The sequence below is a fragment of the Pseudenterobacter timonensis genome (assembly GCF_900021175.1).
GTDB lineage: Bacteria > Pseudomonadota > Gammaproteobacteria > Enterobacterales > Enterobacteriaceae > Enterobacter > Enterobacter timonensis.
In genome coordinates this window covers 514,064-533,004 of record NZ_FCOP01000013.1, presented here as the reverse complement: position 1 = coordinate 533,004, position 18,941 = coordinate 514,064, and the positions used below count along the sequence as shown (strand labels likewise).

The 18,941-nt window shown below is 50.0% G+C and carries 14 protein-coding genes; 8 read left to right on the top strand and 6 right to left on the bottom strand.

Translation table 11 applies throughout. The features are described 5' to 3' along the window. The first annotated feature begins 8 nt into the window (after nt 1-8). Nucleotides 9-2,201, top strand: a complete 2,193-nt coding sequence (locus tag BN3796_RS17900) for a polysaccharide biosynthesis tyrosine autokinase (protein WP_061709702.1) — start codon at nt 9-11, stop codon at nt 2,199-2,201. A 66-nt stretch (nt 2,202-2,267) separates the two neighbouring features. Here BN3796_RS17900 and BN3796_RS17895 read toward each other — a convergent pair whose 3' ends face one another. From BN3796_RS17895 to BN3796_RS17880, 4 genes are all read right to left on the bottom strand, one after another. Then, nucleotides 2,268-3,734, bottom strand: a complete 1,467-nt coding sequence (locus BN3796_RS17895; RefSeq protein ID WP_061709701.1) for a pyridoxal phosphate-dependent decarboxylase family protein — start codon at nt 3,732-3,734, stop codon at nt 2,268-2,270. Nucleotides 3,735-3,750: 16 nt separating this feature from the next. Beyond that, a complete protein-coding gene (locus tag BN3796_RS17890; RefSeq protein WP_061709700.1) occupies nt 3,751-5,127 on the bottom strand; it encodes a diaminobutyrate--2-oxoglutarate transaminase in 1,377 nt (458 codons plus the stop codon). Nucleotides 5,128-5,589: 462 nt separating this feature from the next. Next, nucleotides 5,590-6,054, bottom strand: coding sequence for a hypothetical protein (locus tag BN3796_RS17885; protein ID WP_061709699.1), 465 nt, complete (start codon nt 6,052-6,054; stop codon nt 5,590-5,592). 225 nt (nt 6,055-6,279) lie between these two features. Next, nucleotides 6,280-7,617 (bottom strand): YadA C-terminal domain-containing protein, encoded by a 1,338-nt coding sequence (locus tag BN3796_RS17880; RefSeq protein ID WP_061709698.1) that lies wholly within the window; start codon nt 7,615-7,617, stop codon nt 6,280-6,282. 635 nt (nt 7,618-8,252) lie between these two features. Between BN3796_RS17880 and BN3796_RS17875 the strand changes: the two genes are divergently transcribed. Beyond that, nucleotides 8,253-9,605, top strand: coding sequence for a site-specific integrase (locus BN3796_RS17875; protein ID WP_061710056.1), 1,353 nt, complete (start codon nt 8,253-8,255; stop codon nt 9,603-9,605). 124 nt (nt 9,606-9,729) lie between these two features. Continuing rightward, nucleotides 9,730-11,178, top strand: a complete 1,449-nt coding sequence (locus BN3796_RS17870) for an AAA family ATPase (protein ID WP_061709697.1) — start codon at nt 9,730-9,732, stop codon at nt 11,176-11,178. 5 nt (nt 11,179-11,183) lie between these two features. Here the strand turns inward: BN3796_RS17870 and BN3796_RS17865 are convergent, their stop codons facing one another. Both BN3796_RS17865 and BN3796_RS17860 read right to left on the bottom strand, forming a co-directional pair. Next, nucleotides 11,184-11,393: a hypothetical protein gene (locus tag BN3796_RS17865; RefSeq protein WP_061709696.1), complete on the bottom strand. Its 210-nt coding sequence runs from the start codon at nt 11,391-11,393 to the stop codon at nt 11,184-11,186. A 10-nt stretch (nt 11,394-11,403) separates the two neighbouring features. After that, nucleotides 11,404-11,964, bottom strand: coding sequence for a tyrosine-type recombinase/integrase (locus BN3796_RS17860; RefSeq protein WP_061709695.1), 561 nt, complete (start codon nt 11,962-11,964; stop codon nt 11,404-11,406). Nucleotides 11,965-13,946: 1,982 nt separating this feature from the next. On the opposite strand from BN3796_RS17860, the gene BN3796_RS17855 reads away from it, so the two are divergent. From BN3796_RS17855 to BN3796_RS17830, 5 genes are all read left to right on the top strand, one after another. Beyond that, nucleotides 13,947-14,378: a hypothetical protein gene (locus tag BN3796_RS17855; protein WP_061709694.1), complete on the top strand. Its 432-nt coding sequence runs from the start codon at nt 13,947-13,949 to the stop codon at nt 14,376-14,378. Nucleotides 14,379-14,668: 290 nt separating this feature from the next. Beyond that, entirely contained in the window at nt 14,669-15,502 is an 834-nt protein-coding gene (locus BN3796_RS17845) for a hypothetical protein (protein WP_061709692.1), read from the top strand. 15 nt (nt 15,503-15,517) lie between these two features. Next, the gene (locus tag BN3796_RS17840) at nt 15,518-15,994 is read left to right on the top strand and encodes a hypothetical protein (RefSeq protein WP_061709691.1); all 477 of its coding nucleotides are present in this window, start codon (nt 15,518-15,520) and stop codon (nt 15,992-15,994) included. Nucleotides 15,995-16,108: 114 nt separating this feature from the next. Next, nucleotides 16,109-16,483 carry a hypothetical protein gene (locus BN3796_RS17835; RefSeq protein WP_061709690.1) on the top strand — a complete coding sequence of 125 codons (375 nt, stop codon included), beginning with the start codon at nt 16,109-16,111 and terminating at the stop codon, nt 16,481-16,483. Next, nucleotides 16,480-18,639, top strand: coding sequence for a chemotaxis protein (locus tag BN3796_RS17830; RefSeq protein WP_238379244.1), 2,160 nt, complete (start codon nt 16,480-16,482; stop codon nt 18,637-18,639). The genes BN3796_RS17835 and BN3796_RS17830 overlap by 4 nt, the downstream gene beginning before the upstream one ends. Nucleotides 18,640-18,941: the final 302 nt, after the last annotated feature.

Sequence of the window (18,941 nt, the reverse complement as noted above, 5' to 3'; positions counted from 1 at the left end):
AGGCACCTATGTCTTCATATATTACAGATGGCTATGGCGCTTCCGCGAGCGAAGAGAACGAGCTGGATCTGGCTCGTCTGCTCGGAGAAGCAATCGATCATCGCGTGATGATTCTGGTTTTTACCCTATTATTTACCCTTGCTGCGGGGTTATACGTTATTTTTGCCACCCCGGTATACCGGGCCGATGCGCTGATACAGGTAGAGAGCAAGAAGGATTCTAGCCCCTGGCAGACGCTGGAGAAGCTGGCGCCCGATCTCACTCCGGATGCCGAGCCGGAGATGCTGCTGCTGAAGTCGCGCATGATCCTCGGCAAAACGGTGGATGAACTCAGACTTAACTACCGCGTCCGCCAGCGCTATCTGCCGGTGGTCGGCCCTCTCTGGGCGAAGATTGCCGGTAAGAAGCCCGCCTCGTTAACGCTCGGCATGTTACAGCTTCCCGGCTCGCAGGATGAGCTGCTTATTACCGTGCTCGATAGCACCCATTTTCGCGTGGAAGGGGCGGGGATCCATGCGCAGGGTGAGACGGGCAAGCCGCTCTACCAGGCGGGCGTGACGCTTGAGGTGAAAAGCATAGAGGCCGCTCCCGGCGACCAGTTTTTCCTCAGCAAGCAGACCCGGCTCGAGGCCATCAACGCGCTCAACACCGCTTTAACCGTAACGGAGCTGGCCAAGCAAAGCGGCATGCTCAGCCTGACGCTTATCGGCACCCATCCCGAAAAGATGGAGAAGACGCTGAACCACATTGCGGAAAACTATCTCCAGCAAAATATCAGGCGTCAGGCGGAACAGGATGCCCGAAGCCTGGCATTTTTGCAGCGTCAGCTTCCGCAGGTGCAGCGTGAGCTGGAGACGGCTGAAGAACGCCTTAACGACTATCGTAAGCAGCGCGACTCCGTGGATCTTTCCCTGGAAGCGAAATCGCTGCTGGAGCAGATGGTCAATGTGGAAAATCAGCTCAACGAACTGACCTTCCGCGAGGCGGAGGTGTCGCAGCACTTTAAGAAAGATCACCCCACCTTCCGGGCACTGCTCGAAAAACGCCAGACCCTGGAGGCGGAGAAAGAGAAGCTGAACAAGCGCATCACCACCATGCCGACCACGCAGCAGCATATCCTGCGTCTGAGCCGCGACGTCGATTCAGGACGCGTGATCTATCAGCAGTTACTGACCCGCCAGCAGGAGCTGAATATTTCCCGTTCCAGCACCATTGGCAACGTGCGGATCATTGACGCCGCGGTGACGCAGCCGGAGGCGATCAAACCTAAAAAGATGCTGATTATGGTGCTTGGCGTGCTCTCGGGGCTGATTTTTTCGACAGGGATCGTGATGGTACGCCTCGCCCTGAGGCGCGGCATTGACGGTTCCGATGCGCTGGAAGCGCAGGGCTTTGAGGTCATGGCGACGCTGCCGCGTTCCCCCTGGCTGTGGAAACAGACTCGCCTGCACGGGATAAACCTCTGGTATGGGCGTAACAAGCACATCATAAAAAATGTGCCGTTCCTGCCGGTGGACAAGCCTCTCGATCTTTTTGTGGAAGCGGTTCGCGGGCTGCGCGCCAGCCTCCACTTTACCCTGATGGAGGCGGAGAACCGTATTATTATGATTTCGGGCCCCACGCAGGACTGTGGAAAAACCCTGGTCAGCACTTCGCTGGCGAGCGTCGTTGCCCAGGCGGGAAAGCGGGTGCTCTTTATCGACGCGGACATGCGCAAAGGCTATGTCCACCATATCTTCAGCCTGCCGAACACGCACGGGCTGGCACAGGTGCTGGCGGGTAGCCGTCACTGTGAAGAGGTCGTACAGCGCTACGAGGCGGGGGGGATCGATGTGATCACCTGCGGTGAAGTAGAGGGTAATCCCTCTGAGCTGCTGATGAGGGAGGCTTTTCAGCAACTGATGGAGTGGGCCAATGCCCGTTATGATATGGTCGTTGTGGATACGCCGCCGATCCTGGCCGTCTCCGACTCGCTGCTGGTCGGGCGGGCAGCCGCTTCCACGCTGCTGGTGGCGCGTTTTGGCATGAACACCGCCAAAGAGATGCAGGTTTGTCTCAAACGACTCCAGCAGGTGGGCGTCGCGGTGAAAGGGGCCATTCTGAATGATATCGTCCATTCATCCGCCTCTTATTACCGCACCGGCTATCGTCACGCTTATGACTACGGGTACGCAGACGAAAAGCCGAGGGATAAAACGTAACCTCCCTTCGGCGTTATTCTCAGGCAAAAAAAAGCCCCTCATCTGAGGGGCTTTTAACTGAGAAACTTACTTCGCCAGAATCTCTTCTGCGGTACGTTCCACCAGCGACAGCAGGACTTTGATATCGTCCAGCGTTACGGTCGGGTTCAGCAGCGTCAGCTTCAGACAGGTCAACCCGTTGTGCTCGGTCACGCCCACGTTGGCACGGCCCGACTCCAGCAGCGCATCGCCCGTTTTCTGGTTCAACAGCGCCACATCCGCATCGCTCATCGCCGATTGCGGACGGAAGCGGAACAGCACGCTCGCCAGCTGCGGCTGCATCACCAGCTCCAGCGCGCTCTGCGTCTGTACATAGTCAGCCACCTGCCGAGAGAGCGTTACGCCGTGATCGATGATCGCCGCGTACTGCTCCTGACCCAGCGCTTCCAGGCTCATCCACAGCTTCAGCGCGTCGAAACGACGGGTGGTCTGCAGAGATTTGGAGACCAGGTTAGGCACGCCCGCTTCTTCGTCGAACTCAGAGTTCAGGTAAGCAGCCTGATAGCGCATCAGCTCATAGTGGCGCGCCTCTTTCAGCAGGAAAGCACCGCAGCTGATGGTCTGGAAGAACTGCTTGTGGAAGTCCAGCGTCACGGAGTCCACCAGTTCGATACCGTCCAGGTAGTGACGATACTGCTCAGACATCAGCAGCGCGCCGCCCCAGGCCGCATCCACGTGAACCCAGATATTCTGCTTCGCCGCCAGTTCAGCAATCGCGCGGAGCGGATCGATAGCGCCCGCATCGGTTGTGCCCGCGGTCGCGACAATCGCCAGGATCTGTTCGCCGTTGGCGTTGCACTGGGCGATTTTCGCTTCCAGATCGCGCAGATCCATCCGGCAATGCTCGTCGGTTTTCACCTGGAGCACGGACTGGTAACCCAGCCCCATCAGCGCCATGTTCTTCTGCACGGAGAAGTGGGCATTTTCGGAGCAGAGCACGCGAATTTTACGCAGATCGCCTGTCAGGCCATCCTGCTGAACCGAGTGGCCCTGGCGCGCAAAGAATGCGTCGCGCGCCAGCATCAGGCCCATCAGGTTGCTCTGGGTGCCGCCGCTGGTAAAGACGCCCGCGTCGCCAGCCTGGTAGCCCACGCGGCTACGCAGCCATTCGATAAGTTTGATCTCAATAATGGTGGCCGACGGGCTCTGGTCCCAGGAGTCCATACTTTGGTTGGTGGCGTTAATCAGCACTTCCGCGGCCTGGCTTACCACCAGGCTCGGGCAGTGCAGGTGCGCCACGCACTGCGGATGGTGTACGGAGAGACTGTCTTTCAGGAAGTACTCTACCGCGCGCGCAATCGCCTCTTCGTTGCCAAGCCCTTTCTGGCTGAAGTTCAGAGAGATGGTGTCGCGCAGTTCGGCGACCGTTTTCCCCTGATACATCTCAGACTGCTGCAGCCACTGCATTACCGCCTGGCTGCTCTGCTCGATCGCCTGCTTATAGGCTTCGATGCTCTGCGCCGAGGAGGATAAAATTGGGTTTGATTCCGACATCTTAAAACAACTCCGGTTATACCGGGCGAACGCCCGCGGCAAGCAGCGCCTGCTCAAATTTATCCAGGAATACCTTCAGATCCTGATCGCTGATCAGCAGGGAAGGCAGCAGGCGCAGAACGATACCGTTACGGCCGCCACGCTCCAGGATCAGGCCCGCTTCAAAGCATTTCTTCTGCAGCAGGGCAGAGAGTTCGCCGTCGCCCGGGAAGCAGCCCATATGGTCTGCCGCTTCGTTCGGCTTAACGATCTCAATACCGATCATCAGGCCCAGACCACGAACGTGGCCAATTACCGGATAGCGCTTCTTCATTTCATTGAGCTGCGCTTTCAGCCATTCACCCTGGACCGCCACTTTATCGGCAATTTTTTGCTCTTTCAGGATCTGCAGAGTGGTCAGGCCGCTCGCCATCGCCAGCTGGTTGCCGCGGAAAGTACCGGTGTGGTGGCCCGGCGCCCAGGCGTCGAACTTTTTCTTAATGCCGAGTACTGCCAGCGGCAGACCGCCACCAACCGCTTTGGACATAACGATGATGTCCGGCTCGATGCCTGCGTGTTCGAACGCGAAGAATTTACCGGTACGCGCGAAGCCCGCCTGAACTTCATCCAGAATCAGCAGAATGCCGTGCTCTTGGGTGACTTTGCGGATGCGCTGCAGCCACTCAACCGGTGCCGGGTTCACGCCGCCTTCGCCCTGAACGGCTTCCAGAATGACCGCCGCAGGTTTACGTACGCCGCTTTCCACGTCGTTGATCAGGTTTTCGAAGTAGTAGCTCAGCGCCTTCACGCCCGCTTCGCCGCCGATACCCAGCGGGCAGCGGTACTCGTGCGGATAAGGCATGAACTGCACTTCCGGCATCATGTTATCCACCGCTTCTTTCGGCGACAGGTTGCCGGTCACGGAGAGCGCGCCGTGGGTCATGCCGTGGTAGCCGCCGGAGAAGCTGATAATGCTGCTGCGGCCGGTCGCTTTTTTCGCCAGCTTCAGTGCCGCTTCAACGGCGTCCGCACCGGACGGGCCGGTAAACTGCAGGCAGTATTCTTTACCCTGGCCCGGCAGCAGAGAGAGCAGGTATTCTGAGAACGCGTCTTTGAGCGGCGTCGTCAGATCCAGGGTATGTAACGGCAAGCCGCTGGTAATGACATTTTGGATGCTTTGCAGCACGTCAGGATGGTTATGGCCAAGCGCAAGGGTGCCTGCGCCTGCCAGACAGTCCAGATACTCTTTATTATCAGCATCGGTGATCCACACGCCATTCGCTTTAGTAATCGCTAAAGGCAGCTTGCGCGGGTAACTCCTGACGTTTGATTCAAACTCGGCCTGACGGGCCAGGTAGGTTTCGTTGCTTTTGCGGGCATCTGCGGTGTCAATACGGACTTTATCCGTCATCATATCACTCCCACAACCGCGGCTTCGCTATGCGCCACGATTGAATAAATAGTAAGTAAAAAGGTTGGCCTGTAAAAAAACGCCGCCAATATAGAGCCTTTTGATGTCAGGCTCAATGGTTAATTTACTCCCTGTTTTGCCTGAAAAAGCCCGGGGATAGCACCACCCGGCAGCAAGGGGGTGGTGACCCTTATTAAATGCATTAAAAACAAGAAGTTAGATTGTGTATTCTGTGAGTGTAAATCTGCGACAGAGAGTGTTACAAATCGTGCTTTCTCAGGGATAAAAACGGGGAGCGCACATTTTGCTTAATAGCGCGTTTCTCTTATCTACATGCGTGTAACATTTTTGACGCGCAGGTAAACGAAGCGGGAATAGATTTTAATGGAGGAAATAATTTAGCGTTGCCTGGTGTGTGTTATTACCGCTGCGTTAAAAAGCCCCGCCAGAAGGCGGGGCGGGCAGTTATTGTTTTACCTGCATAATACCGTTATCTCTGGAGTGGGCTTTCGTCCAGGAGGCGCTTTGAATATTTTCATCATCAAGCGAAACCGAGAGGATATAGCCCGCGCCGCTGATTTCATAATAGTGAGCATTAAAACGCTTCACTTTGGCTTTTTTACCGTTGATGGTGGCAGTGAAAAAGCCGTTGGAGAGCTTCGCTTTGATGCCGGGGGCGGTCAGCGTGGCTTCCCGCATCGGATCGGCCACGTGGGCGGCCTGCGCTTTTTGCACAGGATAAAGCGCCTGCGCGTTTTCCATCGCCTGCTTTTCTGCCGCCGCGTTAATGGTGGCCTGGCGGTTTTGTTCAGAGATATAGCACGCATCGCGGCTCACCCCCTGCGCCTGACATGCGGCCATTCTTTCAGCAGGGGAAGAACAGCCGGCCAGAACAGTGGCGGCCATGACTATCATCATTACTTTATTCATTTCGTTATCTTTTTATTAAAGGTTTACTGGGCAAATAAATTGCTCTCAGGCTTATTTGCCGGGATTATTACGACGACTTCAGTTGATACAGCTTACGTTCATTAATACGAAATAGATATAACCGATAAAAAAGCCGGTAAATATCAATGCCGCAGAGACGAATACTGAGTAAAATATACGTTTGGCCATAAGCCTTAAGGTGTTGAACGTGACGATAGGGTGTCGTCAGAATCCAATACCAACCCCCGCGCCCATAGCAAAATCATTATTGGTGGAATCGCTGATGCCCGCCTTGATAATGGTGTTTTCGCTGGCATGGAACGAGGCGCCTACGCTGACCGCCTGCTCATCTTTAAACGCGCCTGCGCCAGCTGACAGCATAAATTTTTGACCTGCCTGCACCTGCGGCATAGAGGCGATAGCGATGGCAGAGGCAACCCCGCCGCGCGCTTCCTGCTTATTACCATCAACTTCGTCTTTCAGGGACTGGAAGCGGTTGTTGTTCGCCGCCTGCGCCTGGCTGATAAACTGCTTCGCCGCTTGCAGATCCTGCGCCTGGACCTGAGTTTTATCGTTTACCGTTTTGATGCTTTGCGTATTGGCGTTAACCTGGCCGATAGTGGTGCTATCGATTTCTTTCTTGTGTATAACTGTAGTTACACCGTTTGCGCCAGCATCACCTTTATCACCTGTATCACCTTTATCACCTTTGACAGAATCACCCTTGTCACCCTTGTCACCCTTGTCACCCTTGTCACCCTTGTCGCCTTTAACAGAGTCTCCTGTATCACCTTTCAGCCCCGGCAAACCTTGTGGGCCTTGTGCCCCATCTTTAGGCTTAGGCTGATTCTCAAGGGAGGCAAGACGGCGGTCCTGTTTGTCATCAGTCATGGCCTGATCTTTTTTATCATCCGCGTAAACCATCTGGCTGACTTTACCTGCAACGTCAGATTTGACCGCCTGAATATCCTGTTGGCGGGCAGCCGTTTCTTTTTGCAGATCGGCGCTATTCTGGTCCGCCTTCGTATTAGCCGTCGCTGCATCCATTTTTGCGCTTCCGGCTGTATTCAGCGCAGCGCTCGCTTCCTGCAGGGCGCTATCAGCTTTGCCATCGGCTTTGTCCGCCGTCTCCTGCGCATGCTGCGCCTGATCCGCAAGCGCGCTCTTCGCGTTTTGCAGATCGCTATTTACCATGATGACTGCATCTTTGGTAAGGTTAAGATCGGCTTCTGCGCTGGTGATGCGCTGCGTATTACCGTTGATATGCTGGTTTTGTATACGATCGTTATCAATACGACCTGTACTTTCCGCATCCAGATCGCCGCGCAAGTTAGAAATATCGAGCGTGTTACCACCCACATCATTTTTAATATCGTTAATCGCTGTCGTCGTAGCGGTAATAGCATCGATATTATCCTGCACCTGCTTATGGGTATTAATCAGCAAGGTTTCTTGCCCTTCCTGATAGACCTGATCGTAAGCCGCAGGAGCCGCTTTCGCACCATTCACTGACACCGTCGTTACAACGCTCATCACCAGCACGGCTACCGCTGATCTCTTCATGCTTTTCATTCTTACACTCTCAATAAAAGTAATGTTTCATAGAAAGCGCTTATCCATCAGCGGCTTTCGGGGGGCATCAGCCCGTTACGGATCTCTTTTTTTATGCCGGGAAAGGGCGCTTAAGAGATATTTATCTCTAATAAAGAAACAAATGTTTCGGGTGGCAACTATCCCGGAAGGCAACCTTTAAAGTTTTGACGTAGATCACATAAAGCACGGATAGCTAAAACGTTACGCGCCGTGAGATGTGAGCTTAATTTCATATGAAAATTATATTTGTGAATGAAGCTTTAGGGCATTCTGTATAAAAAGGTGGAGCGGGAGATGAAACGGGCGGCGCCGCTAACCCGTTCGTCTTGCGCCCGGTAGCCTGCCACACTTCCCCGACGCGCCGCCTTTCCCGTTTACAAGGCTTTTCGCGGGCATTACTATGCCGGTCGGGGAGTAGTGAGAAACATTATTCCCATGATGTAAATGACTCGGGGTGCCCTTCTTTGTGAAGGCTGAGAAATACCCGTATTACCTGATCTGGATAATGCCAGCGTAGTCCTGGCGATTATCTAAGATATAAATCAAAGACTTGCACGGTTTTTTCTCTTCATTTTGTTATGTTGTCACTCACAGAGACAAACAAAATGGCACACACATCTATCAATCACACCATCATCCGTAACGGGATCTACTACGTCAGCTTTCGCCTGTCGGGTCATAAATATTTCCGTCGGTCGTTAGAGACAGATAGCCACAGCCACGCGCAACTCTTGATGTCATTTGCTTCTCCAGCCATTCCCTTAGTCAAACGTGGAACCATTCACCCGGATCAGTTTGGTCAACGTCTTTCAGATTTCAGTAACCGCTTAAAGCAGCAGAGTGAACACTGGCTGGTTCAACAATTCCTCAATAATGAGCAGAGCAATATTCAGCCGATGGTTGCTCAGGAATACCGAAAGACTGTTACCCCGGCAGCAGTTACTAAGCCACAAAAGCAAGATGAGCCAAAAGAAGTGCTAACGCTGGCTGGCGCGTGGAACATGTACAAAAAGGAGAAGGCTCAGAACTGGACGAAGGCAATTTCACAGGCCAATGAGCGCTTTATGGAAGTCCTGTTCATTGTCCTTGGCGCATCAACCGATGTAACGACCATCACAAAACAAGATATCAAGCAGGTGATGGAAGTTGTTGAAAACTTGCCTAAGCGTGTTGTGCAGCCTTATCGGTCGATGACTGTTCAGCAACTAATCGAGTGTGATGATGTACCGCCTGAAGATTTGGTTGGCGCAGAGTCAATCCATAAGCATCTGAAGATCTACAAATCGCTGTTCAAAACCTTCCTGACTGACAATAAAGATATTCTGGAGAAGTCTCCGACTGATGGCGTTGTTGCTGCGCCATCTAAGGCGAGGTTTGGCGCATATAGTGCAGCAGAAATGAAAAAATTTGTTGGTTGGGCGCTCAAGCAGCCTGACGGCTGGGAGAAGTGGATCACCTTGTTGTTGGCATACACCGGAGCCAGAAGGGGAGAGATCGCCAAACTGGAGAAATCACAGATCAAGTATGACGAGGACAGCCAGCGGCATTATCTCCTGATAGCAGAAGGAGGGCAGGGCAAAACCGAGAATGCAACGCGACAAGTTGCGATCCACCCCAAACTGATCGAGTGGGGTTTCCTAGATTTTGTTAATCGTCAGTGGAAAGAGAAAATCTTCTCTCCTGTGTCGGGTAAGAACATGCCGAAGATCGGCAAAGTTTTAGCAGATGTCCGCGATCAGCTTGGTATTCCGTACCTTGATGATTATGGGCAGCGGCGCTTGGTGCATAGCTTCCGGCATACTATGATTTCAACCTGTTTAGCTGGCTGGGTTGGCAACTTGGCGCACTTGCAACAAGTGGTAGGCCACGAGAAAAGCGGTTCAGGGATCACTAGGCGGTATCTTCATACGTTCCCGCTATCCACGGTTTGTTATGTAATTGACGGCTTATGCTGGTGATCCTTATCAGTCCGACAATGGGCTAACCGTTTGCCATTGCTTGGATTTTATCCTAGTTATAAAATTAATCTACTTTCCGAACCGGCTAAATTTTACTGGATATGAGCGATAAAAGGGGCTTTATGTGAAGGATTTTCTGCAAGCAACAAAGCATGATTTTCTGGACAAATTATATACAGTGATTCGTCCAGCAGAACCTATCGATGCCAGTGAATTTCTATTTGGCCGTAGTGACCAAGTGGATATGCTGGAAATGGCATTACATGCACCTGGTCGCCATGCATTTATTTTTGGTGATCGTGGGGTGGGGAAGTCATCGTTAGCCCATACGGTGGCTTACAATATGCAGGAACAGAACGATCCTATCTTGGTAAGTTGTGTGGCGGAGTCTACTCTTGCAGGCATAATTGCTGATGCTTTTCGTGATGCGGTAGAACGAATGGATGCTCGCAAGAAAGCAGAGTTTACCGCCAGTGTATCTATAGGTGTTGGTGCTACATGGGTTAAGCTTGAACACAAATTCCATAAACAGCAAGAAACTGTAGAGATCAACGATGTATCTTCGGCTGTCTATGCTTTGGGTCTTCTAACAAAAATTCACTCTGATGCACCCTACATCGTTATTGACGAGTTTGATCAAATTTCATCACTTGAAGAAAAAGAGAAATTTGGTTCACTCTTAAAACAGCTTGGTGACAGAAAAAGCCCGGTCAAAATCATATTTACAGGTATTGGTCAATCATTGCACGAACTCTTGGGCGGTCATGCTTCTAGTTCCAGACAAATCCAAGAAATGAAACTTGAACCATTATCTTGGAGCGGTCGATATGCCATAATTGACAGGGCATTTAATGAATTTGGTCTAAAAGTGCCAGACGATGTCCGATTCAGAATTGCTGGTCTCAGTGATGGATACCCTCACTATATTCACCTGATTTGCGAAAAAATGCTTATCAAGGCGTATCAAGATGGGACAACAGAAATAACATTTCCAATGTTTTTAAGTGGTTTGAAGGATGCTGTAAGTTCCGTTGCGGAATTTTTGAAGAAAGACTATAACTTGGCTACAGAAGGAAGAAGTCCTGATGTTGCTTATGTACTATGGTCAATTGCTGACTCGGCGGATATGCAACGTAAGAAAAGCGATATTCTTATCTCATATATTGATGTCATTGACCAATTATCTTGGAAAGGCCTTATTGCAAATAATAATCCAGATGAAAGTAAATTTGGCCGTATCCTGACTTGTTTAGGTAAGCAAGAATATGGTGAGATAGTTATATCCGCATTTGGAGATAAGAGAAGAGGTTTTTATAAATTCAAAGAAAGTATGGTTCGTGGATATGTGAAAATGCATGCGGAAATGCGTTCAATTAAACTTGATTTTGAACGTAACTTTACCAGTAATGAGCCTACAGTTAAAGCGAGGCTGAACACCCGCCCTCGTAAGAATATCTCCCAAGTAGAGCAAGAAGTTGAATGGGAAGAAAGGCAGAAAGAATCTCAGAAGGGTAAAGAAACGAATTTGTTGAAAGCATTGAGTACTGAATACGCGAAGCGCTCACGAAAATAACACGTTCAATCTTTTTCATTATCGCTTGTGTCAAAAGTTTTGGCATAAGCGCATTTTCCTTTGGTTACGTAGGTAAACAGATAAATGCTGTTTTCGTAAGTACAAAGCCTCCTCCCGCCCTTTAATACTTGTTCGTCGGGGTTGCTCATGGTGATTTTTCCTGCATGAGCCGTCAGCGGCAGCAGTGCCACAACACATAGTAAAACTTTCTTCATAGTTGCACCCTCAATAATCGATTGCCTGGAATACGTCTTCAACATCCTTATCCATGATCCCACAATACGCCAGCGTGACCGCCTGCGATGAATGCCCGAACAGCTTCGTGAGCGTCGGCAGACTTACCCCACGTTTTATGGCGTGATAGCCAAGGTTCTTGCGTGGACTGTGCGCCGCAATGTGCAAATTGAGCATATCCCCGGCTTCTTTGAATTTGGCTGAGACCGTCACCCGGCTGATCGGTTTTCCTTTGGCCCGGTTGCTGTCCACTTCGAACAGGTATTCATGACCAGGATTATCAGCACGGCGTTGTGCTACCAGTTCAAGCGCTTTCGCTGTCAGCATGATAGATCGAGTCTTCCCGGTCTTCTGTTCTTTCAGGTTCAGCACATTCCCCTCAAGGTAATTAAAATCTGCATAACGTAACCTGAGAGCGTCACCCACTCGCGCCGCTGTCTGGTTCAGGAACACCCACAAATCACCGTAAATGGGATTGCTGTTATGCTGGCGTAGAAGCTTTTCAACCTCTGCAATCTTCTCTTTGTCTCTGACTGGATCAACTCGTTTCATTCTATCTCCTTCGTTATCTCTTGCCCCCGTGGGGGTTAGCCTCTGGCTAATCGCTTTGCGACTCTCGTTATGTAAGTTACAGTGTTAATATTGATCATAAATTGATCTTTGTAAATGATTTTTTATATATGGTTTAACCCCTCCCGCCCAGAGGGGAATGGAAGATGGGGCTACTCTTCAGATTGTTGTGTCGGAAAATATCCCGGCGCATGGGCTGTGGTGTTAGACCGTCGCTCTGCCCGTGTCAATAAAAATGAAACATCTTTTCATAATATCGCGAGGTAGCACTTTACGCACACAACAGGATGAATAGAACGTGAATAAATTATGCATAAAACAATCTGCTTGTGTCTCTTTGGCATTCATTCACAACACAACTTATATAAATCAATGGCTTGCTAAATTACACTTTTACATTGTGTAAGTTAGATTGCTGGAACACAGACACCCGATGTTGAACAACAGGCCATACAACCAGCAGCACCAGGTGATATTCTCTTGGCCTAAGCGTCATTGCTCCGTACCTTTTCCACACTATTGTAAACTTCCCCACCAACAGCCCCGTATGCTCCACCAGAAGCGCTACAGCGCGTCATCTCCACGCAATAGTAAACTGACATACCAATAATCCACGACATCCCACAGCGCGATACAGGAGCCACCAGAGGACATCTGTTTTGGTTTTTTATGTTTTTTTATTTTTTGTGAAAAGGTGGTTCAGAAAGGTGATTATGCTTAGCCCCATACCCACCAACAGATTTAACGCACCCAGCACTGGAGCGGCTTCGTTATGTAATACATACCATAGCGCTCATACAGACAGTCTCTTGATTTGTACGTATTGTGACCAAAATAGAATAATTAACTGCGAATTATAGAGTATTTAAGGTGTATTTAAGTTCATTTGTGTACAGGATAACCAAGGTTGGAGATCATCCACCAAATTTTGACAGAAAACAAGTATAGTATTGCCAATCTCCAGCCAGCGCGGAGAATGGTCGGTGATTTCAGATGAAAGTGGGGGGAGGGAGATGATAATGCCTCTGGTCGCACGGCGAGCCATTAGTAAAACCTTAACAAACCATGTCGGAATTTCAGACATAAACCACTGAAGAAAGGTAAGCGGTGTTGGGGGCTTGGCTTGATGCTCAATATTGCGTACCACTGAAGAAAGGTAAGCGGTTATCCACTGAAGAAAGGTAAGTGGTAAGACGTATTTCACCACTAAAGAAAGTTCAGTGTACTAAAACATATGTTAACTTCGTTAACTCTTTTACTAACACATCCTTTTGACTAAATCATTAAAACCAAGGTCAACACCTTAAGGTCAAAGACAAATTGAACATGCGTTCAATTGTTGGTGCTGTTAAAGGAGTGATGCTTCTGTATCGCTCTGCTCTGAATGGCTCCGCCTCTTCAGGATCTGTGTGGTAAGAAGCTCACCTTCGCTGACGTGAAACAGCCACGCCACCTCGTGAGTTTCTAACCCTCCATAGCCCATCACAACTACCTCCAGTTGCTGTTCTGTGTGTCGGGTGACCCAATGGCTCTGCCAGCATGTGTGTGGAAGTTCAATGTGAACGGAGGCATGGGCGACAGGAGCTTATAAATGCGACGATCAACTGAGGGCGGCGCGAGCATTCATTGTTACCATTCATTAACGGCCTTGTAGCGCTCTGTGATTCGGTGGCGATGCCATGATGCACAGAGCATCACCGCACAGCGGCCTTGTATCACGTTCTGAACGCTTTTCTCCTGTTGTTGGTGTCGTTGTACCGCTTCGCTTGCATCGTTGAATCTGGAGCCTCTGAGGGCGTTTTATGATACATGGGTTGACAAATGGATCGATATCGTGTAGGGTTTCGAAATCACATAGCACACATTCACTTTGAATGCAATAAATAACTTGACAAAAAGTGTGATTTATGACATAATGTAATAATAAAGTTAGAAATTAATATTAATTGACCACAGGAGACTAAATGGCAAAAGACGCACTGTTTGATTTTCGAACTGCAACCGCATCTGAGATCGTCGCCGCGATCGATAACAAAACCACTTCCCTTGTAAATCTTCGCTCGTTCCGTACCCGTGTTGGTGGCTCTAAAAAGGCCGACAAGCTCTACCCCGCGACACGCGAGGCGATGAATATTATCAAAGGTCTGCGCCAGCAGGCTAAGAATGCGAAGATCATTAACGACATTCTAAAACCGTACTCTGCTGAATTGGCGAAAGGGCGTGATGTTATGGAGATCATCCAACCTGTGCTAACGGCGTACCGCCTTTATTACGCTTCCTACGGTATCGGGCTGATGAACGATCAGGTCCTCCTGCTCAAAATGATTGAGGCGGGTGGTGAACTCGAGGAAATCACCGGGCGAACTATTCCGGATCTGATAACCCCAGCAGCATAACCACACCCAGTATTACCCGCTGGCGCAAGCCACCATATGAATTAGCCGAAAACACGGCCCTTTACCCCTGATCGCCACCATGATCGCAGGGGCGCACCCATACATCCTTTTGAGAGGGAATTTTGAGATGAAACTGTCATTAGACGATGAAACATATGCAATTTTACGTGAAGAGTCGGACCGCCTCGGGATGCCGGTTCCCAGAATGATCCGCAACATGTGCCAGAACCTGGCGAAACACATACAGAAACGCGATAACCAATCACAGACGAACCCACAGGGGATTAATAATGAGCAAGCCAAAAACTGATACTTACGATGTCATTTATTCCCGCATTCGCCGAATAACTAAACTACGCACAGCGGAAGGTGATATTCGATTCACTGCCACGATGAAATTGATTTATGCGTACATCTGGACGTTTCAGGAGAATAAGAATCGTGGAAATGATGATCCGATACATACCAACACCAACGTTATCGCGTGGGAGGTGGGTGTATCAGAAAAGGCTGCGATCGATGCTCTTAAAGCTCTGGATGCTGCAAAAGTGGTTATAAAACGGACTGCAAAAGTGCGTGGTAACGTTAACTCAAGTAATTATACGGCGATCCCCCCTGCGTCTGTTGCTGTTCTGGGGATTACCCCACCACATCCGGACGAATCAAAATCCAAGCTTAAGGAGAAAAAAGCAGCAGAGCCAACAAACGAGGAGAAAAAAGGCGATGACGAATCTGATCAGGGCAATGCTGGAAAACGAGACGGTGTATCTGACGTTTATAGCGATCAGCATGATGATATTTCCGCTAATGATGCGGTGAACGAACGGTACTATGCCGATCTTGATACCCTCAACAACTGGGTAGAAGGTTACGACGATGAAGGATTTATGGCCTATGGTGCGATGTGGGGGATAGCAAAACCTGGTGCGATAACGGATCTGATAAAGAGCCATATAAGAAAAATCCAGAGCGATGGATACAAAGGATCGAGGTCAGCCGCTAACGATGAACCGTCAGGCGCTGATGCCATTTACAAACAGCAGCAGGCACAGAGAGCAGCCGCAGCAAAACAGGGTGCTAATGCACAGCCAACCCAAGCCTGGGATGAAAACCAACCGTTTTAACATTTGGAGGAATAATTGTGTGAAAACGTTAGCGGTGAACTGACCGCAGATGATGAACAAAAACTATCACGCCTTTTCTCCATCCTGGAGAATCCAACATACAAAACCCGGTCCAATCCTTCCGACCTGGAAACACAACGTAAAGCCCGTTTGCTATTGAATCGTGGGTTTTCACTGCAAATTGTCGCAAATACACTAGATCTTCCGTTTGCTGAAGTCTGGCGGCTCGCACGTCAAAAACCGGCGGTGACTTGGGCGATGATGACACCGACAACCCGGACAGAATTTATCCGTGAAATGTGGGGGAGTAGGATGCATCCTGAGCAGATCCGTAAGCGTTGCGATGGTCTGTCATACGTCAGCCTGAGATATTACCTGCATAACGCCGGGATCACTGACTCTGAAATGTTGGGTTACTACCCAGACGTGTTCGCGAATATCTGCAAACTGCCGACAGTGAAGAAGAAGCGCACTAAGCGTAAATCCAAATAATCCCACATCGGGAGCCAATGAACTTTGATTACATCTTTTTCCTGCCTTGGGGCTGGGTGGCGCTTCGTCACGTCCTGATCGGCGGGATTATCCTACTCTGGAGATACTATAAAAATGACCACAATAAAAGACCGGATTTTCGCCGCCATGCACGGCATGACACCGGAGGAATACGAACTCCAAAAAGCGCGGGACAATCTGAAGAGCGTTACCGATAACTTTCTGGATCAACATCCGGAGTTGCTCAAATCAGCCCCGGCTGAAACACCCACGGATAAACGGGGCGAAGCCCTCTCGCCAATGCGAGACACCTCTGGTGCTAAACAACGGATCTCTAAATCGCTGGGTGCTGATAGTCGTCCGGTTGTCTCACATACCACTGACCACATTGATCCTGAAATGCTGGCGAAGGCTAAAGCAGCGGCTGCTGCACTCGCAAAATCCGATCCTGATCGTTACGGCAATATCATCAAGCAGCAGGGGGTATGATGAGTGGGACCAATAAGATTGTTACCAGCACCGTTAATGAAATCTCGTGGATCACAGACGATGCCTCATATCAAAAGGCCAAAAAGAAGATAATTTCGCTTAAGGCAGCTCACGAGAAACCAGCTAAAGCGCTGGAGAAGGCCCAGAAGCGGACCGCTCAGAGTGAAGGCAAAGCAGCACTAGCCGCAGCGAAAGCCCAGACTGCAAGGCTTCGACAGGCTGAACAATTATCAAAACAGCAACAGAAACAAGCTCAGATTCAAGCCAAAATGGAACGGGATGCAGTTGCTCATGCCAATAAAATGACCTCATTACAGGCTCGCCAGCTATCTCAACAGGAACAGGCCGCGCGACAGAACTCCCGATTAGCGGCTATATCTGCAAAAGTGCAGGCCGCAGCCAGATCACGAGCGATGACCTACAACCCAAACATGGGCGGTCAACATTACGATCCCGGTCTTGTTTCTCGCCAGACTGAAGCAATGAACTGTGGTCACGGCGCTGTTGCTGCTGACATCGCAGCCACCAAAAGGGCTATGGCCTTAGAAGAAAAGCGCCAGCGTGAGAAAGAGGCCAGTCTTAAACGCCAGAGCACTGCATACGATACTCTGCGCCGTGCCAGTTTAACTATTAGTCATATCGAAGGAGCTAGCCTGGCTGACAAGATGAAAGCTGTGCAGGCAATCAAAGAGGCTACCAAGGGATACTCCGAGCAGCGTTATACCATCGCAGAAATGCGCCATGAACTTGCTAAAGCGACTCTGGAAACTAGGCGGCAGGCACGTATTAACCGTCAGATGATTAAGGATCGAGCTAAAGCAGAGCGAGCAGGGCGCATTAATGCTCAACGTCTGACCCGTGAACGTAGCGAACGTGGCTATGGTGGCCTTGCTGCCACTGGTGTAATTGCAGGTGGTTCCCTGATTGGCTCAATGGGGGTTGCTCGTGTTGGTCAGACCCTACAAGGAAGCCTTGAGCGTTCTCAAGATGTGAAAAAACTCCAGCAGTACGGGATCAGCAACCTTGAGTTTGCAGCACTTCAGGATTTATCAATGAGCCGTGTTGGTTACTCACTGAGTGCTGATAAGCTGGCTGACCTCAACAAGGACACGACCGAAAAGGCCGGGGAATTGCTGAATACTGGCTCTTTCAAACGTAACAAGAAAACAGGACAGGTGAATTTCAGCGGTGGTGGCGAGTTCGCAGATATTATCAACAATGTGCTGACCTCCACCAACGGCAACCAGAAGGTAGCCCAGAAGGTGATCGGAGAACTCCAGAAGCTGGATTTTCCGACCTTCATCACTTACCTGAAACAGTTGCAGAAAACTTTCAAATGGACGGATAACCAAACCCGGCACTTAGCCGAAGCTGTGAATGATGGCTCAGTTTTCCTTGATGTTTTCAATGATGAAGGGCAGGGACTTATTGATCGAATGAAGAAGCTTTCAACGGAAGGATGGTCTCTTTCTGAGGCACAACAAGCCAACCTCGATAAGCTGGCTGCATTATCGACGGAGTACAGCAGGGTACAGACCAGTCTTGCAGATCATTTTTCTGCCTCATTCGTTCAGGGTTTGGGAGAATATGCAGCCAATACTGACAATCTACGTCAGAATATGACGGGCCTTATCAGCATTACTGACAGCCTTGGTATTGCTCTTGGAGAACTCACTACTAACATTCTCTCATTCGCAGGGCGAGTCGGTGAAGAACTCAAGAAAGGCGCAACACTGCCGGATGCAGTTTACAACACAGTTGTAAATGACTCTGCGAATAGCACCGCCGATTGGATTAAGGAAAAGACTGGGTTTGACCCGCGCAGCATCGGTCAAACGCTTAAGCAGATTTACCCGTGGCTGGATAGTGGCAAACAGAGCAATATCGGCTCAGGCACAGCCTGGGATGGAGTATCATTAAACGTTCCCGGCCTAAGCTACCAGACACTACAACCGCAGCAGCCAACATTCACCGTCCCAACAATCGACAGTTTGGCGAAGCAACAACCGATCCCTGTCAGTGTTACCGGGCAGGCGAACATTAATCAGCAGATGGACGTCTTTGTACATGATGACAAAATTGCTGGATTGGTGGACACCAAAATCCGAGAGAACAACCAGGCTCAGAACAACCTGATTCTGGGGATTGCTCAATGATGAAACAGAAGGCGGCGAATCTGCCGCTATTATATCAATTTTGTCGAGAAGTCAATTTTTTTCCGTCAAATTTGCCAAGTATTTGTTGCAATTGATATAATCACGTGATAAAATAATATGCATAGGGAAATACTACAGCCAATTGTCTTCCCTTTCTCCTTACGATATTAAAGTGCCTGTGTGAACACCGTGCGGGCCTTTTCTAAATACAGCCAATATCCGCACTCTCACGGGAAGGTTTTCGCCGACCGCTGGTTGTATTCAGAAAAGAAAGATTCGCCTGTGGCACCCGTGGACGGGTT